Source organism: Serratia sp. CY81684 (assembly GCF_052166595.1).
GTDB classification, from domain to species: Bacteria; Pseudomonadota; Gammaproteobacteria; order Enterobacterales; family Enterobacteriaceae; genus Serratia; species Serratia nematodiphila.
On the sequence record NZ_JBJNOO010000003.1, the window covers coordinates 443635 to 466322 of the forward strand.

The window sequence follows — 22688 nt, forward strand, 5'->3', positions numbered from 1 at the left end:
GGGGTTACAGCGAGCTGTCGAGGCTGATTTCGTCCAGCGACAGGCTGAAGCTGGGAATGAACACCTCCATGAAGTAGTCCATTTCCGGGCTGCGGCGCTGCTCCAGGGTTTTATCCAGCCGCGCCTTGGCCAGGGTGAATTCGTTGTTGCCGGCGGACAGCTCCTCCAGGCATTTCAGGTAGGCGCACAATGCGTCCGCCTGCTTTACCACCTGTTTTTCATCTTCGCTGTAGTAGTGCTCATCGAGAATGGTGCGGAAGTCGTTGCGCAGCTCAGCGGGGATCATGTCCAGCAGCTTTTGCTGGGCGATCTTCTCGATCTTCTTGTACTCGTGGGCGATCTGCGGATTGTAGTACTTGATCGGCGTCGGCATGTCGCCGGTGATCACTTCGCTGGCGTCGTGGTACATCGCCAGCAGGGCAACGCGGTCGGCGTTGAGATTGCCGTTGAATTTGCGGTTCTTGATCACCGCCAATACGTGGGCGACAAAGGCCACCTGCAGACTGTGTTCGGAGACGTTCTCGGTACGCACGTTGCGCATCAGTGGCCAGCGGTTGATCAGTTTCAGGCGGGACAGATGGGCGAAGAAATGGCTCTGGCTCATGGTGCTCTCTTTAACGGCAAGTGAGGGCCCCATTGTGAAGCAGTGACGGCGAATTTTGCAACCGGGCAATGAGAGAAGGGCGCAGCAAGGCGCTGCACCCCAGGCGATTACTGATGGTAACCTTCAAGGAAACGGCCCAGCTTGCCGACCGCCATTTCCAGCTCGTCTACGCGCGGCAGGGTGACGATACGCACGTGATCCGGGTAGGGCCAGTTGAATGCGGTCCCCTGCACCAGCAGCACTTTTTCCTGCAGCAGCAGATCCAGTACCAGTTTCTGGTCGTCATGGATATTGAAGCGTTTGGCATCGATGCGCGGGAACATATACAGCGCGCCCTGCGGCTTCACGCATGAGACGCCCGGAATGTCGTTGAGCAGTTCCCAGGTGCGGTTGCGCTGTTCGTACAGACGGCCGCCGGGCTGAATGAATTCGCTGATGCTTTGATAACCGCCCAGCGCGGTCTGAATGGCGTGCTGCATCGGCACGTTGGCGCACAGGCGCATCGAAGCCAGCATCTCCAGCCCTTCGATATAGCCTTTGGCGTGCTTCTTCGGCCCGTTCAGCACCATCCAGCCTTGACGGAAGCCCGCCACGCGGTAGGTTTTCGACAGGCCGTTGAAGGTCACGGTCAACAGATCCGGCGCCAGCGCAGCGATCGAATGATGCTCCGCTTCGTCATACAGGATCTTGTCGTAGATTTCGTCGGCGAAGATGATCAGGTTGTGTTGGCGGGCGATCTCGACGATCTGCTCCAGCAGCGCTTTACTGTACACCGCGCCGGTCGGGTTGTTCGGGTTGATGATCACGATGCCGCGGGTGCGCGGGGTGATCTTGCTGATGATGTCGTCCAGATCCGGGAACCAGCCGGCCTGCTCATCGCACAGGTAATGTACGGCCTTGCCGCCGGACAGCGAGACCGCGGCGGTCCACAGCGGATAGTCCGGCGCCGGCACCAGCATTTCGTCGCCGCTGTTGAGCAGCGCCTGCATGGATTGAACGATCAGCTCGGAGACGCCGTTGCCAATGTAGATATCCTCAACGGTCACGTCACGCATGTTGCGCGCCTGATAGTGCTGCATGATCGCTTTACGCGCCGAGAAGAGGCCTTTGGAATCGGAGTAACCTTGCGCCGTGGGCAGATTGCGGATCACGTCGACCAGGATTTCGTCCGGGGCGTCGAAACCGAACGGGGCAGGGTTGCCGATGTTCAGTTTCAGGACTTTGTTGCCTTCTTCTTCAAGACGTTTAGCTTCTTTAAGCACCGGGCCGCGAATGTCATAGCAGACGTTGTCCAGTTTGCTGGATTTCTCAATGGGGGACATAAAAAGTTGAGCCTTTTGCTGGGATAGGGGCGCTCCTACCGTGGGACGCCGCAACCCGCCCAATGTACTCCTGGCGTAGTTGCTTTTGAAGGGTTTTGCACGCCTTTGGTGCAAATGCATGTCGTAACGGGGGATTTTAGTTATGATAAGCAAAGGTAAAGTTATTTTGTGGTTCATAATTTCATGAACTATAATTTTACTAGGGTTTTGTTCTGTGAAATTGCGTGTCGATAAACGAGACGTGCCGGCGATCGCGGCCGGTAGCAGTGAAATGATAAGCCGAAAGTGAGAATGGGCTTCAATAAACTGTAAAGGAACGATAATACCGGAGTTGTCTGATAGCGGGTTGCCGGTTAGCGCACCACACTAAGAAAATGGCATATTTACATTAGCTTTACTTTATATTTCAGCTTAAGCATTGTTTATGTGGTTATAGGATTATTATTTAAAGTAAAAATCTTACTGATTGAATTTATTAAATTCATTGAGTGATAACACGAAGTGGGTGCCGTTAATTATTTATATTTCTTGCTCGTAAATGCAGTCTGAACGCCGGTTGATAAGGATTCTCAGTAGCACGAATGGAGTGGAAATTAGGCGGTATCAATGAGTAAAATCTCAGGTTCGGTGGGGGTTTTCCCTTTCCACCGGTATTCAGTCCCCCGCGTTCTATAAGCACCATCGATAGATCGCATTTTAAAAGGCGATAGAGGTAACGAATCATAAGTAATTTTTTTGCCCTCCACTTATGAGTGGGGTACTGTCATAACAGGCTCCGTCCTTTTCAACGGCGTCTGAGAAACACACCAGGGTAGTAGTTCGTAAATTAGAATTTAAAAAAGTGAAGAATACACTATGACAACTGCAAATCGTCCGATACTTAATCTCGACCTCGATCTGCTAAGAACCTTTGTTGCGGTTGCTGATTTGAATACCTTCGCGGCGGCGGCTGTTGCCGTTTGCCGTACGCAATCAGCCGTCAGCCAACAAATGCAGCGATTAGAGCAACTGGTCGGCAAAGAATTGTTTGCCCGCCATGGGCGCAACAAACTCCTGACTGAGCATGGTATTCAGCTTCTCGGTTATGCCAGGAAGATCCTGCGCTTTAACGACGAAGCCTGTACCTCGCTGATGTACAACAATATTAAAGGTGTTCTGACCATCGGCGCTTCCGACGACACCGCCGATACCATTCTGCCTTTCCTGTTGAACCGCGTGACCGCCATCTATCCGAAGCTGGCCATTGACGTGCGCGTAAAGCGCAGCACGACGATGGTCGATCTGCTGGAAGAGGGTGAGATCGATCTGGCGGTGACCACGGCCGATCCGGCCGGGCACCCGCACATCGTGCTGCGCACGTCGCCGACGCTGTGGTACTGCGCTGCCGATTACCACTATCAGGCCGGCGAACCTATCCCGCTGGTGGTGATGGATGAACCAAGCCCGTTCCGCGCGCTGGCGATCAAACAGTTGGACGAAGCCGGTATCCCGTGGCGTATCGCCTACGTCGCCTCCACGCTGTCTGCGGTGCGGGCGGCCTGTAAGGCTGGCCTGGGCGTGACCGCGCGGCCGATCGAGATGATGAGCCCCGATCTGCGGGTGCTGGGCGCGGTGGAAGGTTTGCCGCCGCTGCCGGATACCCAGTATGCGCTGTGCAAAAACGCGCAGTGCAGCAACGAACTGGCAATGGCCATCTTCAGCGCGATGCAGGGCGGCAATGACAGCTATGGCTTCAACGGCGCGGAAGCCGGTCTCCAGGGCGATCAGGATGATGCCAGCCTGGTGGACGAAGAAGAATAACGCCGCGGCGTGATATCTGATGAAAAACCTCTGCTTCGGCGGAGGTTTTTTTTGCCCTTTTTTTGGCGATTTTTACTGTTATAGGGGTTTAATGACGATTTTGTTATGAGTTGGCTGTTTTGTTAACTTTTAAGCGTTGCTGAAAAGAGAATTTGACCGGGTTTAAGATGCTGGGTTTATTTTTTGAACAATAAGATTGAATGAGTTAAAGGCATGGTAATAGCAGGGTTATTTTGTTAGCTTATGACGGCCGTTTTTGCGGCTTAATTTGAGGAAAATTGTTAAAGGGCCACACTTTTTTTGAGGATTTATGCTGAAAACGTGTCCTGGATCAAAAAAATACCCCTAGGTAGTGAGTGGAAGAACAGGGAATTCCTGAGACAATGGTATAGTAAAACTGAAATGTGCATGTTGGTTTATATCTATCTGTTTCTACACAAAAATTAACTGACACGATTTAGCCTGTCCCTGGCGCATCAAATGTTAATCAAATGATACGTATGTAAACTAGTGTGTAGATACTTTTGTCAAAGTTGACAAAAGGTTATAGAAAGGAGTAAAAAGCCCACAGAAAAACGCTGCCTAACTCGCTGTAAAAGCAGTTTGTTTGTGTGGTTATTTATCCTTCCCTTAAATCGATGTGGCGCACTAACTGCCGGTGACAAGAGCAGTGCGATCGACGCCACTTTTGATGAGTAAGCATAGAGTATGTCAACAACCACTGAAGTTATCGCTCATCACTGGGCGCTCGCCGTATTTCTCGTCGTGGCTATCGGGCTTTGCGGCTTAATGCTGCTGGGTGCGTTCTTCTTGGGCGGGAGAGCCCGGGCGCGCGCCAAACACACCCCGTTTGAATCAGGTATCGACTCCGTCGGCACGGCGCGCATGCGCTTGTCCGCCAAGTTTTACCTGGTGGCCATGTTCTTCGTTATTTTCGACGTTGAAGCCTTATACCTGTATGCCTGGTCGGTCTCGATTCGCGAGAGCGGCTGGGTGGGCTTTATCGAAGCCGCCATTTTCATTTTGGTGCTATTGGCCGGTCTGGTTTATCTGGTGCGCATCGGCGCGTTGGATTGGACTCCGGCGCGTTCCCAACGCCGCAGCAAACCGAGCACGATCACTAACACCAACAGTCATCCGCAGTAACAGCGAGGCATTAAGATGGACTATACGCTCACCCGCATAGACCCGAACGGTGAGAACGACCGTTATCCCCTGCAAAAACAGGAGATCGTCGCCGATCCCCTGGAACAACAGGTTCACCGCACGGTTTACATGGGTAAACTCGAACATGCGCTGCATGACATGGTGAACTGGGGGCGTAAAAACTCTATTTGGCCGTATAACTTCGGCCTTTCGTGCTGTTACGTGGAGATGGTGACGTCGTTTACCGCCGTTCACGACGTGGCGCGTTTCGGTGCGGAAGTGTTGCGCGCCTCCCCGCGTCAGGCTGACCTGATGGTGGTGGCCGGCACCTGCTTCACCAAGATGGCTCCGGTCATCCAACGCCTGTACGAGCAGATGCTGGAGCCCAAGTGGGTGATCTCGATGGGCGCCTGTGCCAACTCCGGCGGTATGTACGACATCTATTCCGTGGTGCAGGGCGTGGACAAGTTCCTGCCGGTCGACGTGTACATTCCCGGCTGCCCACCGCGTCCGGAAGCTTACATGCAAGCGCTGATGCTGCTGCAGGAATCCATCGGCAAAGAACGTCGCCCGCTGTCGTGGGTTGTCGGCGATCAGGGCGTTTACCGCGCCAATATGCAGTCTGAAAGAGAGCGTAAACACGGCGAGCGCATCGCGGTGACCAACCTCCGGACGCCTGACGAGATTTAAGACGTTCATTTAACGTCCATCTTAGTGCGCTATTGGTTAACACAGCGAAAAGTGAAACTTGCGGCGAATAACCCTTTAGTGTGGTGAAAAAAAATTATGACAGATTTGACGACGCACGACGCCTTGCCTGCCTGGCAGACCCGAGATCACCTTGACGACCCGGTGATCGGCGAACTGCGCAACCGTTTTGGGCCGGAAGCCTTTACTGTTCAGGCCACCCGCACCGGCATGCCCGTGGTATGGGTTAAACCTGACCAGTTACTGGAAGTAATGACGTTCCTGAGAAAACAGCCGAAGCCGTATGTCATGCTGTTCGATCTGCATGGCGTGGACGAACGTCTTCGCACCCACCGCGACGGCCTGCCCGCTGCGGATTTCTCCGTTTTCTACCATCTGATTTCCATCGAACGCAACCGCGACATCATGCTGAAGGTGGCGCTGTCTGAAAAAGACCTGCACGTGCCGACGGCGACCAAGGTGTTCCCGAACGCCAACTGGTATGAGCGCGAGACCTGGGAAATGTTCGGCATCACCTTCGACGGCCACCCGCACCTGTCGCGCATCATGATGCCGCAGACCTGGGAAGGGCACCCGCTGCGTAAGGACTACCCGGCGCGCGCCACTGAATTCGATCCTTTCGTGCTGACCAAGCAGAAAGAAGATCTGGAGATGGAAGCGCTGACCTTCAAGCCGGAAGACTGGGGCATGAAGCGCGGCACCGAGAACGAAGACTTCATGTTCCTCAACCTCGGCCCGAACCACCCGTCCGCGCACGGTGCGTTCCGCATCATTCTGCAGCTGGACGGCGAAGAGATCGTCGACTGCGTGCCGGATATCGGCTATCACCACCGCGGCGCCGAGAAGATGGGCGAGCGTCAATCCTGGCACAGCTACATTCCGTACACCGATCGCATCGAGTACCTCGGCGGCTGCGTGAACGAAATGCCTTACGTGTTGGCGGTTGAAAAGCTGGCCGGCATCAAGGTGCCTGAGCGCGTCGACACCATCCGCGTGATGCTGTCCGAGCTGTTCCGCATCAACAGCCACCTGCTGTACATCTCCACCTTCATTCAGGACGTCGGCGCGATGACCCCGGTGTTCTTCGCGTTTACAGACCGTCAGAAGATTTATGATCTGGTGGAAGCGATCACCGGTTTCCGTATGCACCCGGCCTGGTTCCGCATCGGCGGCGTCGCGCACGATCTGCCGCGCGGCTGGGATCGCCTGCTGCGTGAATTCCTCGACTGGATGCCGAAGCGTCTGGACTCCTACGTGAAAGCGGCGCTGAAGAACAGCATCCTGAAAGGCCGCTCCATCGGCGTCGCGTCTTACAACGCCAAAGAAGCGCTGGAGTGGGGCGTGACCGGTGCCGGCCTGCGCGCGACCGGCGTTGAGTTCGACGTGCGTAAATGGCGTCCGTACTCCGGCTACGAGAACTTCGACTTCGAAGTGCCGGTCGGCGACGGCACCAGCGACTGCTACACCCGCGTGATGCTGAAGGTGGAAGAGCTGCGCCAGAGCCTGCGCATCCTCGAACAGTGCCTGAACAACATGCCGGAAGGCCCGTTCAAGGCCGATCACCCGCTGACCACGCCGCCGCCGAAAGAGCGCACGCTGCAGCACATTGAAACGCTGATCACCCACTTCCTGCAGGTTTCCTGGGGCCCGGTGATGCCAGCCAACGAATCATTCCAGATGATTGAAGCCACCAAAGGGATCAACAGCTACTACCTGACCAGCGACGGCAGCACCATGAGCTACCGCACCCGGGTACGTACGCCGAGCTTTGCGCACCTGCAGCAGATCCCATCGGTCATCCGAGGCAGCCTGGTTTCCGACCTGATCGTCTATCTGGGTAGTATCGATTTTGTAATGTCAGATGTGGACCGCTAACTATGCATGATCAAAAAGACAATCACGCAGTCAATGATGCGCTCGAGCCCATCAACGCAGCCGCTCCTCAGAGCGGCGTTGATGCATTTGTACTGAGCGCGGAAGAACGTGATGCGATCGAGCACGAAAAGCACCATTACGAGGATCCGCGCGCCGCTTCCATCGAAGCACTGAAAATTGTGCAGAAGCAGCGCGGCTGGGTTCCGGACGGTGCGATTTACGCCATCGCGGAAGTGCTGGGCATCCCCGCCAGCGACGTAGAAGGCGTGGCCACGTTCTACAGCCAGATTTTCCGTCAGCCAGTAGGACGTCACGTGATCCGTTATTGTGACAGCGTTGTTTGTCACATCACCGGTTACCAGGGCATTCAGGCCGCTATCGAGAAGAAGCTGAACATCAAACCGGGTCAAACCACCTTTGATGGCCGCTTCACGCTGTTGCCGACCTGCTGTCTGGGCAACTGCGATAAAGGGCCGACCATGATGATTGATGAGGACACTCACAGTCAGCTGAAGCCTGAAGATATCGAGACGCTACTGGAGCAGTATCAATGACCAAGCACATTGTACGCACTCCCGAAACGCATCCGCTGACCTGGCGTCTGCGCGATGACAAGCAGCCGCTGTGGCTGGATGAATACCGCAGCAAAAACGGCTATGCCGGTGCGGAAAAGGCCCTGAAGGGCCTGGCGCCCGACGAGATCGTCAGCCTGGTGAAAGATTCCGGGCTGAAGGGCCGCGGCGGCGCGGGCTTCTCCACCGGTTTGAAGTGGAGCCTGATGCCGAAGGACGAATCCATGAACATCCGTTACCTGCTGTGTAACGCCGATGAGATGGAGCCGGGCACCTATAAAGACCGCCTGCTGATGGAGCAGCTGCCGCACCTGCTGGTGGAAGGCATGCTGATCTCCGCGTTCGCGCTGAAAGCCTACCGTGGCTACATCTTCCTGCGCGGTGAGTACATCGAAGCGGCGGCGCACCTGCGTCGCGCCATCGCGGAAGCCACCGAAGCCGGCTATCTGGGCAAGAACATTCTCGGCACCGGATTTGATTTCGAGCTGATCGTGCACACCGGTGCCGGCCGTTACATCTGCGGCGAAGAAACCGCGCTGATCAACTCGCTGGAAGGCCGCCGCGCCAACCCGCGCTCCAAGCCGCCATTCCCGGCCAGCGCCGGCGTGTGGGGCAAGCCGACCTGCGTCAACAACGTCGAAACGCTGTGCAACGTGCCGGCCATTTTGGCGAACGGCGTGGAGTGGTACACCGGCATCTCCGGCAGTGAAGACAAAGGCACCAAGCTGATGGGCTTCTCCGGCCGGGTGAAAAATCCGGGCGTCTGGGAGCTGCCGTTCGGCACCACCGCGCGTGAAATTCTGGAAGACTACGCCGGCGGCATGCGCGACGGTCTGCGCTTCAAAGCCTGGCAGCCGGGCGGCGCGGGCACCGACTTCCTGACCGCCGATCACCTCGATCTGCCGATGGAATACGGCGCAATCGGCAAAGCCGGCAGCCGTCTCGGCACCGCGCTGGCGATGGCGGTAGACCACGAAATCGGCATGGTGCCGCTGGTGCGCAACCTGGAAGAGTTCTTCGCCCGCGAGTCCTGCGGCTGGTGTACGCCATGCCGCGACGGCCTGCCGTGGAGCGTGAAGATCCTGCGTGCGTTGGAAAACGGCGAAGGGCAGCCGGGGGATATCGAAACCCTCGAACAGCTGTGCCGTTCCCTCGGCCCGGGCAAAACCTTCTGCGCCCACGCGCCAGGTGCCGTAGAGCCACTGCAAAGCGCGATTAAATATTTCCGTGAAGAGTTCGAGGCGGGTATCGCCGTGCAGCACTTCGGCAACGCCCATGCGATTGGCGGCATTCAGCCGAACAATCTGCTGAAGCAGCGCTGGTAAGCCGAATTCGCCCGAACACGGCCAGAATTTTTGATTAACGCCTGCCGCAAGGCAGGCCACTTGGAAGCATGCTGACTATGGCTACGATTCATGTAGACGGCAAAGAGTATGAGGTAGACGGGGCGGACAACCTGCTGCAGGCTTGTCTCTCCCTCGGCCTTGATATTCCTTACTTTTGCTGGCATCCGGCGCTGGGAAGCGTCGGCGCTTGCCGCCAATGTGCGGTAAAGCAATACCAAAACGCGGAAGATACGCGCGGCCGTTTGGTGATGTCCTGTATGACCCCGGCATCCGATGGCACCTTCATCTCTATCGATGATGGCGAAGCGAAGCAGTTCCGTGAAAGCGTGGTCGAGTGGTTGATGACCAACCACCCGCACGATTGCCCGGTGTGTGAAGAAGGCGGTAACTGTCACCTGCAGGATATGACGGTAATGACCGGCCACAGCTTCCGCCGCTACCGCTTCACCAAGCGCACCCACAACAACCAGGAACTGGGGCCGTTTATCTCGCACGAGATGAACCGCTGCATCGCCTGCTACCGCTGCGTGCGTTACTACAAAGACTATGCGGACGGCACCGACTTCGGCGTGTACGGCGCGCACGACAACGTCTACTTTGGTCGCCCGGAAAGCGGCACGCTGGAAAGCGAGTTCTCCGGCAACCTGGTGGAAGTGTGCCCGACCGGCGTTTTCACCGACAAAACGCACTCCGAACGCTACAACCGTAAATGGGACATGCAGTTCGCACCGAGCATTTGCCAGCAGTGCAGCATCGGCTGTAACACCAGCCCGGGTGAGCGCTATGGCGAGCTGCGCCGTATCGAAAACCGTTACAACGGCAGCGTGAACCACTACTTCCTGTGCGACCGCGGCCGTTTCGGTTACGGCTACGTCAACCAGAAAGATCGTCCGCGTCAACCGCAGCAGCTGCGCGGCGACGACTGGATCATCCTGAACGCCGAGCAGGCGATGCAGGGCGCGGCGGACATCCTGCGTCAGGCGAAGAAAACCATCGGCATCGGCTCCCCGCGCGCCAGCCTGGAAAGCAACTTCGCGCTGCGCGAGCTGGTCGGCGCCGAGAACTACTACACCGGTATCGCTCAGGCGGAGCAATCACGCCTGGCGCTGATGCTGAACGTGCTGAAGAACGGCGGCGTTCATACGCCGGCGCTGCGTGAGATCGAAGATTACGACGCGGTGCTGGTGCTGGGCGAAGACCTGACGCAAACCGGCGCGCGCATCGCGCTGTCTGTGCGCCAGGCCGTCAAGGGCAAAGCCCGCGCGATGGCGGCGGCGCAACGCGTGGCCGACTGGCAGATCGCGGCGGTGCAGAACATCGGTCAGCACGCCAAGTACCCGCTGTTTACCACCAACGTCGACAACACCCGCCTGGACGACATCGCCGCCTGGAACTACCGCGCGCCGGTAGACGAGCAGGCGCGCTTCGGCTTCGCCATCGCGCACGCGCTGGATAGCGCGGCACCGGCGGTGAACGATCTGGCTGAAGGCCTGAACAAGAAAGTCGACATCATCGTGCAGGCGCTGACCGGCGCACGCAAACCGCTGATCGTGACCGGCAGCAACGCCGGCAGCGAAGCCATCATCGAAGCGGCGGCCAACATCGCCAAAGCGTTGAAGGGCCGCGGTTCCGATGTCGGCATCACCTTCGTGGCGGGCGCAGCCAACAGCATGGGTTTGGCGATGATCGGCGGCGGTTCGCTCGATCAGGCGCTGGAACAGCTGGCGAGCGGCGCAGCCGACACCGCCATCGTGATGGAAAACGATCTCTATCGCCATGCGCCGGCGGCGCAGGTGGACGCGGCGTTGGCCAAGGTCAATAACCTGATCGTCGCCGATCACCAGCGCACCGCGATCATGGACAAAGCCAATCTGATCCTCTCCTCGGCCAGCTTCGCCGAGAGCGACGGTACGCTGATCAACCAGGAAGGCCGCGCGCAGCGCTTCTTCCAGGTATACGATCCGGCTTATTACGACGACGCCAAGAAGAATCAGTTCACCGTGATGCTGGAAAGCTGGCGCTGGATGCACTCGCTGCACTCCACCTACACCAGCCGCCACGTGGACTGGACCCAGCTCGATGACGTGATCGCCGCTTGCGTCGCCGCGTTGCCGCAGCTGCAGGGCATCGTCGATGCCGCGCCGGACGCGACGTTCCGCATTCGCGGTCAGAAGCTGGCGCGTTCGCCGCACCGTTCCAGCGGCCGTACCGCCATGCGCGCCAACATCAGCGTGCACGAGCCGCGTCAGCCGCAGGATAAAGACACCATGTTCGCCTTCTCGATGGAAGGGAACAACAGCCCGCTGGCCGATCGTCAGCAGATCCCGTTCGCCTGGGCGCCAGGCTGGAACTCACCGCAGGCATGGAACAAGTTCCAGGCCGAAGTGGGCGGCAAACTGCGCCACGGCGATCCGGGCGTGCGCCTGATCGAAGCGGGGGAGGGCAGCCTCGGTTACTTCGACCGCGTGCCAGCCGCCTTCAATCCGAACGACGGCTGGCGTGTCGCGCCTTACTACCACCTGTTCGGCAGCGATGAAATGTCGCAGCGCTCTCACGTGATCCAGCAGCGCATGCCGGAAGCCTACGTGATGGTCAACCCGGCCGACGCGGCGACGCTTGGCGTCAACGCGGGCAGCCTGGTGGAGTTCAGCTGTGCGGGCCAGACCTTGCGTCTGCCGGTGCGTCTGAGTGAAACCCTGACCCAGGGCCAGGTTGGTTTGCCGCTCGGCTTGCCAGGGATCCCGCCGATTTTGGTGGGTGCTAAGGTAGACAATCTGCGGGAGGCGGCACGATGAGCTGGTTTACCCCTGAGGTGATCGACATCTTGATCGCCATTCTTAAAGCGGTCGTGATCCTGTTGGTGGTCGTGGCGTGCGGGGCATTCATGAGCTTCGGCGAACGCCGCCTGCTCGGCCTGTTCCAGAACCGTTACGGACCGAACCGCGTAGGCTGGGGCGGCTCGCTGCAGCTGGTCGCCGACATGATCAAAATGTTCTTCAAGGAAGACTGGGTGCCGAGATTCTCCGACCGGGTGATCTTCACCCTGGCGCCGATGATCGCCTTTACTTCCCTGTTGCTGGCATTTGCCATCGTGCCGGTCAGCCCGACCTGGGCGGTGTCCGATCTCAACATCGGTATTCTGTTCTTCCTGATGATGGCTGGCCTGGCGGTGTACGCCGTGCTGTTCGCCGGCTGGTCGAGCAACAACAAATACTCGCTGTTGGGCGCGATGCGCGCCTCCGCGCAAACCCTGAGCTACGAAGTGTTCATCGGCCTGTCGCTGATGGGCGTGGTGATGCAGGCGGATTCGTTCAACATGCAGGCCATCGTTGAATCTCAGGCGCACGTCTGGAACGTCATTCCGCAGTTCTTCGGCTTCGTGACCTTCGCGATCGCCGGTGTGGCGGTGTGTCACCGTCACCCGTTTGACCAGCCGGAAGCCGAGCAGGAACTGGCCGACGGTTACCACATCGAATATTCCGGCATGAAGTTCGGTCTGTTCTTCGTGGGGGAATACATCGGTATCGTCACCGTGTCCGCCCTGATTGTGACGTTGTTCTTCGGCGGCTGGCAGGGTCCGTTCCTGCCGCCATTCATCTGGTTCGCGTTGAAAACGGCCTTCTTCATGATGATGTTCATCCTGATCCGCGCCGCGCTGCCGCGTCCGCGTTATGACCAGGTGATGTCCTTCGGCTGGAAAGTGTGCCTGCCGCTGACGCTGCTGAACTTGCTGGCAACCGCCGCGGTCATTTTGTACAACGCTCAATAAGGGGTGAATAAACCATGACATTGAAAGAGTTAGTGGTTGGTTTCGGCACCCAGATGCGCAGCATTTGGATGATTGGCATGCATGCCTTCGCCAAGCGCGAAACCCAGATGTATCCGGAAGAACCGGTGTACCTGCCGCCACGCTACCGCGGCCGCATCGTGCTGACGCGCGATCCGGACGGCGAAGAGCGCTGCGTCGCCTGTAACCTGTGTGCGGTTGCCTGCCCGGTCGGCTGTATCTCGCTGCAAAAGGCAGAACAGAAAGACGGCCGTTGGTATCCGGAGTTCTTCCGCATCAACTTTTCGCGCTGCATCTTCTGCGGCCTGTGCGAAGAGGCTTGCCCGACTACCGCTATCCAGCTGACGCCGGATTTCGAACTGGGCGAGTACAAGCGTCAGGATCTGGTGTACGAAAAAGAAGATCTGTTGATCTCGGGGCCGGGTAAATATCCGGAATATAACTTCTACCGGATGGCCGGTATGGCGATTGACGGCAAAGCCAAAGGCGAAGCCGAAAACGAAGCCAAACCGATCGACGTCAAAGGTCTGTTGCCCTAAGGAGCCAGCAAGCATGGAAATTGCATTTTATCTGGCAGGTTTGATTGCGGTGGCCGCGACGATTCGCGTGATCACCCATACCAACCCTGTGCATGCGCTGCTGTATCTGATCGTCTCGTTATTGGCGATCTCGGCAGTCTTCTTCTCTCTCGGCGCCTACTTTGCCGCCGCATTGGAAATCATCGTTTATGCGGGCGCCATCATGGTGCTGTTCGTGTTCGTGGTGATGATGCTGAACCTCGGCAACGTGCAGCAGCAAGAGCGCGACTGGATGAAGCCGACGGTGTGGATCGGGCCTGGCCTGCTGTCACTGGCGCTGCTGGTGGTATTGATCGTTGCGATCCGCAGCGTATCCGATCAGGGCATCAGCGGTGAGATGGTTGACGCGAAGGCGGTGGGCATCAGCCTGTTCGGGCCTTACGTACTGGCGGTTGAGCTGGCTTCAATGCTGCTGTTGGCGGGTCTGGTTGTCGCCTTCCATATCGGCCGCGAGCACAAGCCTGGCGAGGTGCTGAGCAACGCGCCGGTGGGTGGCGAAATGGCGAGAAGAAAATCGGAGGAGCAAGCATGATCCCTCTTCAACACGGCCTGATCCTGGCGGCTATCCTGTTTGTGCTCGGGTTGACCGGGCTGCTGGTGCGCCGCAACCTGCTGTTTATGCTGATCAGCCTGGAAGTGATGATCAACGCTGCGGCGTTGGCGTTTATCGTGGCGGGAAGCTACTGGGGCCAGGCGGACGGGCAGGTGATGTACATCCTGGCGATCAGCCTGGCGGCAGCCGAGGCCAGTATCGGCCTGGCGCTGCTGCTGCAGCTCTACCGTCGTCGTCATACCCTGAATATTGATACTGTCAGTGAGATGCGCGGATGAACCTATTATATTTAACAATTCTGCTACCGCTGATCGGGTTCCTGCTGTTGGCATTTTCCCGCGGTCGCTGGTCTGAGAACACGGCGGCCACCGTCGGCGTGGGTTCTATCGGCCTGGCTGCGCTGGTCACGGTGTATGTGGCGATGGATTTCTTCGCCCAGAAAGCCGCCGGCGTGCAGCTGTTCGAGCAAAGCCTGTGGACCTGGATGGCCGTCGGCAACTTCAATATCGGCGTGACTCTGGTGCTGGACGGCCTGTCGCTGACCATGCTGTCGGTGGTCACCGGCGTCGGCTTCTTCATCCACATGTTCGCTTCCTGGTACATGCGCGGTGAAGAGGGCTATTCGCGCTTCTTCGCCTACACCAACCTGTTTATCGCCAGCATGGTGGTCCTGGTGCTGGCGGACAACCTGCTGCTGATGTATCTGGGTTGGGAAGGCGTGGGCCTGTGCAGCTACCTGTTGATCGGCTTCTACTACAAAGATCCGGCCAACGGCGCGGCGGCGATGAAAGCCTTTATCGTCACCCGCGTGGGCGACGTGTTCCTGGCGTTCGCGCTGTTCATCCTCTACAACGAGCTGGGCACGCTGAACATCCGCGAGCTGATGATCCTGGCGCCGCAGAAACTGGCGGTGGGCGATACGGCCATCACCTGGGCGACGCTGATGCTGCTGGGCGGCGCGGTCGGTAAATCGGCGCAGCTGCCGTTGCAAACCTGGCTGGCGGACGCGATGGCGGGCCCAACCCCGGTTTCCGCACTGATCCACGCGGCAACCATGGTGACCGCAGGCGTCTACCTGATCGCCCGCACGCACGGCCTGTTCCTGATGGCGCCGGAAGTGCTGCACCTGGTGGGCATCGTCGGTGCGGTCACTCTGCTGCTGGCCGGCTTCGCCGCGCTGGTGCAGACCGACATCAAGCGCGTGCTCGCTTACTCCACCATGAGCCAGATCGGTTACATGTTCCTGGCGCTGGGCGTGCAGGCATGGGACGCGGCGATCTTCCACCTGATGACTCACGCGTTCTTCAAGGCGCTGCTGTTCCTGTCGTCCGGTTCGGTGATCCTGGCCTGCCACCACGAGCAAAACATCTTCAAGATGGGCGGCCTGCGCAAGAGCATCCCGCTGGTGTACGTCTGCTTCCTGGTGGGCGGCGCGGCGCTGTCTGCGTTGCCGCTGGTCACGGCCGGCTTCTTCAGTAAGGACGAGATCCTGGCGGGCGCGATGGCCAACGGCCACATCAACCTGATGGTTGCCGGCCTGGTCGGTGCGTTCATGACCTCGCTGTACACCTTCCGTATGATTTTCATCGTGTTCCATGGCGAAGAGAAAATCAAAGCGCATGCCGGTAAAGGCATCACTCACCACCTGCCGCTGCTGGTTCTGCTGGTGCTGTCCACCTTCGTCGGCGCGATGATCGTGCCGCCGTTGCAGGGCGTGCTGCCGGAGACGACCGAGCTGGCGCACGGCAGCGTGCTGCGGCTTGAAATCACCTCCGGCGTGGTGGCTATCGTCGGCATTCTGCTGGCGGCCGCGCTGTGGCTGGGCAAACGCAGCCTGGTCAACAGCATCGCCAACAGCGCGCCGGGGCGTTTCTTCTCGACCTGGTGGTTCCATGCCTGGGGCTTCGACTGGCTGTATGACAAAGTATTCGTCAAGCCGTATCTGGGCATTGCGAAGCTGCTGCAACGCGATCCGCTGAACTCGCTGATGAACCTGCCGGCCGTCTTCTCCCGCTGGGGGAACCGCGGTCTGACGGTGAGCGAGAACGGCCAGGTGCGTTGGTATATAGCGTCTATGGGTGTGGGTGCAGTGGTCGTATTGGCTCTGTTGATTCTGGTTTAATTGAATAATTTAAACAGACGCATTTTTCGGGCGTAGCGCCGGGCAGGCGCTACGTACAAAGTTTGAAATTATTCGTATAAGGGACACAAAACGCCATGCTATTACCTTGGCTAATTCTTATCCCCTTTATCGGCGGTCTGCTGTGCTGGCAGCTTGAGCGCTTCGGTACTAAGGTGCCGCGCTGGATAGCGCTGATCGCAATGGGGCTGACGTTGGCGCTCTCTCTGCAGCTGTGGATGCAGGGCGGCTATACATTGACCACGCCGAAAGGCATTCCGCAGTGGCAGAGCGAATTCCTGCTGCCGTGGATCCCGCGCTTCGGCATCTCCATCCACCTGGCGCTGGACGGTCTGTCGCTGCTGATGGTGGTGTTGACCGGTCTGCTGGGCGTGCTGGCGATCCTCTGTTCCTGGCGTGAAATCCAGAAGTATCAGGGCTTCTTCCACCTCAACCTGCTGTGGATCCTGGGCGGCGTTATCGGCGTGTTCCTCGCCATCGACATGTTCCTGTTCTTCTTCTTCTGGGAAATGATGTTGGTGCCGATGTACTTCCTGATCGCGCTGTGGGGCCACAAGGCGTCGGACGGTAAAACCCGCATCACCGCGGCGACCAAGTTCTTCATCTACACCCAGGCCAGCGGTCTGGTGATGCTGATTGCGATCCTGGGCCTGGTGTTCGTGCACTACAACGCCACCGGCGTGTGGACCTTCGATTACGAAGACCTGCTGCAAACGCCGATGTCCCACAACGTGCAATATCTGCTGATGCTGGGCTTCTTCATCGCCTTCGCGGTGAAAATGCCGGTGGTGCCGCTGCACGGCTGGTTGCCGGACGCGCACAGCCAGGCGCCGACCGCAGGTTCCGTCGACCTGGCGGGCATCTTGCTGAAAACCGCGGCCTACGGCCTGCTGCGTTTCAGCCTGCCGCTGTTCCCTGAGGCTTCACACGAGTTCGCCCCAATCGCCATGTGGCTGGGCGTGGTCGGTATCTTCTACGGCGCCTGGATGGCGTTCGCGCAGACCGACATCAAGCGTCTTATCGCTTACACCTCGGTCTCGCACATGGGCTTCGTGCTGATCGCCATCTACACCGGCAGCCAGCTGGCTTACCAGGGCGCCGTGATCCAGATGATCGCGCACGGTCTGTCCGCCGCCGGCATGTTTATCATCTGCGGCCAGCTGTATGAACGTCTGCACACCCGCGACATGCGTCAGATGGGCGGCCTGTGGGGGCGTATCAAGTTCATCCCTGCGCTGTCGCTGTTCTTCGCCGTGGCTACGCTGGGGATGCCGGGTACCGGTAACTTCGTCGGCGAATTCATGATTCTGTTCGGCAGCTACCAGGTGGTGCCGGTGATCACCGTGATCTCCACCTTCGGTCTGGTGTTCGCTTCGGTTTACTCGCTGATCATGATGCAGCGCGCTTACTACGGTGCGCCTAAGTCAGACCAGCCGCTGCAGGGCATGACCGCGCGCGAACTGTTCATCATTCTGCTGCTGGTGGTGTTGCTGGTTCTGCTGGGGGTTTACCCGCAGCCGATTCTGGATACTTCCAACGCGGCGATGAGCAACGTGCAACACTGGTTTGGTTCGTCAGTTTCAGCAATTTCAACAACAAGGCCGTAATTCGCCATGACAATAACTCCTCAACAACTGATCGCACTGCTGCCGCTGTTGATCGTCGGATTGACGGTGGTGGTTGTGATGCTAGGCATTGCGTGGCGACGCGACCACTTTATCAACGCCACCCTGACCGTGATCGGTCTCAACCTGGCGCTGCTTTCGCTGTACTTTGTCGGCCAGGCAGGCCCAATGGACGTCACCCCGCTGCTGCGGGTTGACGGCTACTCGATGTTCTACACCGGGCTGGTGCTGCTGGCGAGTCTGGCGACCTGCACCTTCGCCTATCCGTGGCTGGTCGGCTATCCGGATAACCGCGAAGAGTTCTACCTGCTGGTGCTGATCGCCGCCCTGGGCGGCATCCTGCTGGCGAGCGCCAACCATCTGGCTTCGCTGTTCATCGGTATCGAGCTTATCTCGCTGCCGCTGTTCGGCCTGGTGGGCTACGCCTATCGCCAGAAGCGCCCGCTGGAAGCCGCCATCAAGTACATGCTGCTGTCCGCCGCCGCGTCGTCGTTCCTGCTGTTCGGCATGGCGCTGCTGTATGCTGAATCCGGCGATCTGTCGCTGGCCGGCCTCGGCAAGAGCCTGCAGGAAAACATGATGCACCAGCCGCTGATCCTGGCCGGCATGGGCATGATGATCGTCGGTCTGGGCTTCAAGCTGTCGCTGGTGCCGTTCCAACTGTGGACGCCTGACGTGTATCAGGGCGCGCCTGCGCCGGTCTCGACCTTCCTGGCGACCGCCAGCAAGATCGCAATCTTCGCGGTCGTGATGCGTCTGTTCCTGTATGCCCCGGCCGCCGACAACGAAGCGCTGCGCATGGTGCTGTCGATCATCGCGTTCTGCTCTATCTTGTTCGGCAACCTGATGGCCATCAGCCAGACCAACATCAAGCGTCTGCTGGGCTACTCGTCGATCGCTCACCTGGGCTACCTGCTGGTGGCGCTGATTGCGGTGCAAACCCATCAGCTGTCGCTGGAAACCGCCGGCGTTTACCTGGCCGGTTACCTGTTCAGCAGCCTGGGCGCCTTCGGCGTGGTCAGCCTGATGTCCAGCCCGTACCGCGGCCCGGATGCGGATTCGCTGTTCTCTTACCGCGGTCTGTTCTGGCATAAGCCAATCTTGTCCGCGGTGATGACGGTGATGATGCTGTCGCTGGCCGGTATTCCGATGACGCTGGGCTTTATCGGTAAGTTCTTCGTGATCGCGATGGGCGTCAGCGCACACCTGTGGTGGCTGACCGGCGCAGTCGTGGTAGGCAGCGCCATCGGTCTGTACTACTACCTGCGCGTGACCGTCAGCCTGTTCCTCAGCGCGCCGGAATCGCTGCAGCGCGACACCCCGAACAACTGGGCGTTGACCGCCGGTGGCGTCGTGGTGCTGATCTCCGCCGCGCTGGTGCTGCTGTTGGGTGTTTATCCGCAGCCGCTGATTTCGCTGGTGCAGATGGCGCAGCCGACGTTCTGATAACGCTTCAGACGGTAAAAAGGTCGCTTCGGCGGCCTTTTTTTATGGGCGAAACGGCACTCAGCCGTAATGGGCGCTAAACGACGTTTCCAGCGCCTGCACCACCGCGCGCACGCGGGCGGCGCGTTGCAAATCGGGATGCAGCACCAGCCAGATATCCACCCAGTCTTTGTTCTCCGGGAACAGACGCACCAGTTCCGGGTCTTTGTCCGCCAAAAAAGCGGAGAGCAGGCCGATGCCCAGCCCGCTGCGGGTGGCGGAACGCAGCAGCAGCTGCGAATTGCATTGCAGCACGACGTTGGGCTCGTGCAGGGCCTCGCCGCAGAAATTGTTCCAGTGACGCGGCACCAGCTCGCGCGGGAACATCAGCAGATCGTGGCCGCGCAACTGCTCGCCCTTGACCGGCATGCCGCGCCGTGCCAAGTAGTGCTGAGTGGCATACAGGCCCATTTCGATGGTGGCTAACCGTTTGATGATCAGCTCATCGTCATCGGGACGGGCGCCGCGGATCGCCAGATCTGCGCCGTGGTAAGAAATATCGGCGATGTTGACCGCCGTCAGCAGCGTGACGGTGATGGCCGGATAGCGTTCCCGCAGATCTTGCAGCGCAGGCATCACGAAGGCTTCGGCCAGGGTATCGGTGGTGGCGATGCGCACGTTGCCGCACAGGCTTTCGTCGCCGCTGGCGGCTTTACGGTTGATCGCCTGCACCGCATTTTCCATCTTCATCACGTCCGCCAGCATTTCTTCCCCCAGCGGACTGAGGGCGAAGGATTTCGGCGTGCGGATAAACAGCTTGGAGCCGAGCGCATCTTCGAAAGCGGAAAGCCGTCGGCCGACGGTCGCCTGATCGACATGCAGCTGGCTGGCGGCTTTGCGTAGCGTGCCGCAGCGCGCAACGGCGAGAAAAAATCGGGCGTCGTCCCAGTTCATTGCGCACCTCCTCTGTACAGACTGGCGGGAGGGGGAAGGAAGCGGTGTGATGCGGTGTTTATTCTGGTGTGGAGACCGAAAAAAATGCTTCGTATCATCATTATTTATAATGTTTCAGGATATGTATAAATGCATCACCGTGAAGCGGTTTTGCACCTTTATTTTTGTCTGGTAATGCTTATTCTTATCGGCGCTTATGCTGCGACCCGACGCACATTTTACACCAAGGCCACCCTAATGCATAAGCAATACGAATAAGAGCCGGTTCCCGTTATTTCTGGGCGACCGCCAAGTGGGATCGACTCTGAATCAAGTTAGCTCACGATGATATGACTGGATATAAAAAAATGGAGTCTCACGCAGAGATGCTGTGCCCCCCCGTTGCGTTGGCGACGGAGGACGGAGTCAGAGTTACCGTGGCGCCAGGCGCCGAGAAGATGGAACGCAACAACGCCGATGTCATTATTCAAGGCCTTGCAGCGCGCGGCATTCAACATATCTTTTTGGTCCCTGGCAAACTGGTTTATCCGTTAATCACTTCTATTGACCGTTCCGAGATTGTCGGCATCGTCGGTGCCCATGAAACCGCATGCGGATTTATGGCCGATGGCTATGCCCGCGCCAGCCGAAAGTTTGGCGTCTGTTTGGGCATTTCAGGCCCCGGCACCATGAATTTCCTGCCGGCGATGGCCGCCGCGCAAGCCGATAAGATCCCCGTGCTGTACCTGGCCGGCAGCATCGCCACCTATCATGAGGCGCAGGGCGCTTTTCAGGACGGCAGCAACAGCGGCATCGATGAGCTGACCATCGTCAAACCGTTGCTTTGCGCCGCGATAGAAACGAAAAACAACCTGACCTTGCAGCATGAGCTGCGCCGCAGCCTCTCCAGCCTGAACCCACAGCGGAAAGGGCGCGCCTATCTGAGCGTGCCGGTCGACATGCAGAAGAAAACCGCGTTCGGCGATCGTCGCGACCAGCCTGAGCGAGTGCCGCAGCACCGTGAAGCGGCCGTGGATGTGCAAGCGGTGGAACAGCTGCTGCATGATTATCTGCTGCGCGGTCTCAACGTCGCCTGCCTGGTGGGCAACCGGATGAACAATCCGCAGGATGCCGCGCTGTTGTTGCGGGTAGCGGAAAAATACCGCTTGCCTGTCGCCACGACGTTGTCCGGCAAGGGCGCGTTTCCCGAAGGGCACGCCCTGGCATTAGGGGTCTACGGTTTTGCCGGCCATGCCCGCGCGGTAGAAACCCTCAACGGTGAAGGCGTTGACGTGCTGCTGGTGCTGGGCTGCGATCTCAGCCAGCGCGACAGTCTGAACTGGAACCCGAGACTGCACGGCAATAAAACGCTGGTGGCGATCGATGAAGACTTCGACAAAGTGAGCTCGCATTACCAGCCGGATCTGCAGATATTTTCCAGCCTGAGCGGTACGTTGCACTGTTTGTTGGCCGCGGTTGGCGATGAGGACGCGCGTCTTGGCGACGCGGCTCACCTGCGTGACGCCTGGTTGGAAGGGGTTCGCGCACTGCCGCTGGAACAGCCGCAGCCGACGTTGCAGGCGCGCATCGCCCAGGGCGAAAGCCGGCTGTATCCCGGCGATGCGATTAAACACATTCGCAGCCGCATGAACCCGGATACCAACGTCGTGGTCGATTCGGGCGCACACCGCATTTTCATGGCGCATCACTGGCTGGCGGCCGGGCGGGGGGATTATCACACCTCCAGCTCCCTGGCGCCGATGGGGTGGGCCATTTGCGCGGGCATCGGCATCAAGCTGGCGGCACCGCAGCGGGATTGCCTCGTGGTGACCGGCGACGGTTGCATGCTGATGCACGGCATCGAAATTCAGACCGCCGCGCGTTATGGCGTGAAGGTGGTGTTCGTGGTGATGAACAACAGCGCGCACGGCGCCATGCACATCGACACGCTGCAAAATCGCGGCATTTCCGCCGACTATACCGCCTTGCCCAACCATGACTGGAAAGCGTTTGCCAACAGCCTGGGGGTCGCCTCCGCGAAGGCGGAGACGCTGGAGGATCTGGACGAGGCCCTCGGCGCCGCAGCGAAACATCCGGGGCCGTACCTCATCGAAGTGATGGTGGGCAACTTTGCGGCGCCTAACCGCTACTACGCCGAGAGCATCGCAGAATACGAGCAGCGCATCAAAGGACTGTAGCACAACGCTGTTTTTTCAACTCGCCAGGTTCACCGCGCGCGGCGCCTGGCATTTTTACTCGCGGCAGTCAGGGAGC

18 protein-coding genes are annotated in these 22688 nt (G+C 58.7%); 15 read left to right on the forward strand and 3 right to left on the reverse strand.

Going from position 1 to position 22688, the window contains the following annotated elements; translation table 11 throughout:
* Nucleotides 1–4: 4 nt before the first annotated feature.
* The gene (yfbR, locus tag ACJ8QF_RS09990) at nt 5–604 is read right to left on the reverse strand and encodes a 5'-deoxynucleotidase (protein ID WP_197753384.1); all 600 of its coding nucleotides are present in this window, start codon (nt 602–604) and stop codon (nt 5–7) included.
* Nucleotides 605–711: 107 nt separating this feature from the next.
* The gene (locus tag ACJ8QF_RS09995) at nt 712–1926 is read right to left on the reverse strand and encodes a pyridoxal phosphate-dependent aminotransferase (protein WP_004936047.1); all 1215 of its coding nucleotides are present in this window, start codon (nt 1924–1926) and stop codon (nt 712–714) included.
* A gap of 855 nt (nt 1927–2781) precedes the next feature.
* Here ACJ8QF_RS09995 and lrhA point away from each other — a divergent pair.
* The 14 genes from lrhA (at nt 2782) to nuoN (ending at nt 19502) form a co-directional block, all read left to right on the forward strand.
* Nucleotides 2782–3726, forward strand: a complete 945-nt coding sequence (lrhA, locus tag ACJ8QF_RS10000; protein ID WP_197753383.1) for a transcriptional regulator LrhA — start codon at nt 2782–2784, stop codon at nt 3724–3726.
* 708 nt (nt 3727–4434) lie between these two features.
* Nucleotides 4435–4872 (forward strand): NADH-quinone oxidoreductase subunit NuoA, encoded by a 438-nt coding sequence (gene nuoA / locus ACJ8QF_RS10005; RefSeq protein ID WP_004936040.1) that lies wholly within the window; start codon nt 4435–4437, stop codon nt 4870–4872.
* A 15-nt stretch (nt 4873–4887) separates the two neighbouring features.
* On the forward strand, nt 4888–5562 hold the full coding sequence (locus ACJ8QF_RS10010; protein ID WP_004936039.1) for a NuoB/complex I 20 kDa subunit family protein: 675 nt from the start codon (nt 4888–4890) through the stop codon (nt 5560–5562).
* A 96-nt stretch (nt 5563–5658) separates the two neighbouring features.
* Nucleotides 5659–7455, forward strand: a complete 1797-nt coding sequence (nuoC, locus tag ACJ8QF_RS10015) for an NADH-quinone oxidoreductase subunit C/D (RefSeq protein WP_004936036.1) — start codon at nt 5659–5661, stop codon at nt 7453–7455.
* Between the two features lie 2 nt (nt 7456–7457).
* Nucleotides 7458–8009, forward strand: coding sequence for an NADH-quinone oxidoreductase subunit NuoE (gene nuoE, locus ACJ8QF_RS10020; RefSeq protein ID WP_004936034.1), 552 nt, complete (start codon nt 7458–7460; stop codon nt 8007–8009).
* Nucleotides 8006–9352, forward strand: coding sequence for an NADH-quinone oxidoreductase subunit NuoF (nuoF, locus tag ACJ8QF_RS10025; protein ID WP_004936030.1), 1347 nt, complete (start codon nt 8006–8008; stop codon nt 9350–9352). Before nuoE ends, nuoF begins: the two co-directional genes overlap by 4 nt.
* A 77-nt stretch (nt 9353–9429) precedes the next feature.
* On the forward strand, nt 9430–12168 hold the full coding sequence (gene nuoG, locus ACJ8QF_RS10030; RefSeq protein WP_442537492.1) for an NADH-quinone oxidoreductase subunit NuoG: 2739 nt from the start codon (nt 9430–9432) through the stop codon (nt 12166–12168).
* The gene (gene nuoH / locus ACJ8QF_RS10035; RefSeq protein WP_004936022.1) at nt 12165–13142 is read left to right on the forward strand and encodes an NADH-quinone oxidoreductase subunit NuoH; all 978 of its coding nucleotides are present in this window, start codon (nt 12165–12167) and stop codon (nt 13140–13142) included. Before nuoG ends, nuoH begins: the two co-directional genes overlap by 4 nt.
* A 14-nt stretch (nt 13143–13156) precedes the next feature.
* A complete protein-coding gene (gene nuoI, locus ACJ8QF_RS10040; RefSeq protein ID WP_004936019.1) occupies nt 13157–13699 on the forward strand; it encodes an NADH-quinone oxidoreductase subunit NuoI in 543 nt (180 codons plus the stop codon).
* A gap of 13 nt (nt 13700–13712) precedes the next feature.
* A complete protein-coding gene (gene nuoJ, locus ACJ8QF_RS10045) occupies nt 13713–14270 on the forward strand; it encodes an NADH-quinone oxidoreductase subunit J (RefSeq protein WP_004936018.1) in 558 nt (185 codons plus the stop codon).
* Nucleotides 14267–14569 (forward strand): NADH-quinone oxidoreductase subunit NuoK, encoded by a 303-nt coding sequence (gene nuoK / locus ACJ8QF_RS10050; RefSeq protein ID WP_004936014.1) that lies wholly within the window; start codon nt 14267–14269, stop codon nt 14567–14569. Before nuoJ ends, nuoK begins: the two co-directional genes overlap by 4 nt.
* A complete protein-coding gene (nuoL, locus tag ACJ8QF_RS10055) occupies nt 14566–16413 on the forward strand; it encodes an NADH-quinone oxidoreductase subunit L (RefSeq protein WP_004936005.1) in 1848 nt (615 codons plus the stop codon). The genes nuoK and nuoL overlap by 4 nt, the downstream gene beginning before the upstream one ends.
* A gap of 95 nt (nt 16414–16508) precedes the next feature.
* A complete protein-coding gene (gene nuoM / locus ACJ8QF_RS10060; RefSeq protein ID WP_004936002.1) occupies nt 16509–18038 on the forward strand; it encodes an NADH-quinone oxidoreductase subunit M in 1530 nt (509 codons plus the stop codon).
* Between the two features lie 6 nt (nt 18039–18044).
* Nucleotides 18045–19502, forward strand: a complete 1458-nt coding sequence (gene nuoN, locus ACJ8QF_RS10065; protein ID WP_004936000.1) for an NADH-quinone oxidoreductase subunit NuoN — start codon at nt 18045–18047, stop codon at nt 19500–19502.
* A gap of 60 nt (nt 19503–19562) precedes the next feature.
* Here nuoN and ACJ8QF_RS10070 read toward each other — a convergent pair whose 3' ends face one another.
* Entirely contained in the window at nt 19563–20435 is an 873-nt protein-coding gene (locus ACJ8QF_RS10070) for a LysR family transcriptional regulator (RefSeq protein WP_004935995.1), read from the reverse strand.
* Between the two features lie 347 nt (nt 20436–20782).
* Between ACJ8QF_RS10070 and ACJ8QF_RS10075 the strand changes: the two genes are divergently transcribed.
* The gene (locus tag ACJ8QF_RS10075; protein WP_015378575.1) at nt 20783–22612 is read left to right on the forward strand and encodes a thiamine pyrophosphate-binding protein; all 1830 of its coding nucleotides are present in this window, start codon (nt 20783–20785) and stop codon (nt 22610–22612) included.
* Nucleotides 22613–22688 lie beyond the last annotated feature (76 nt).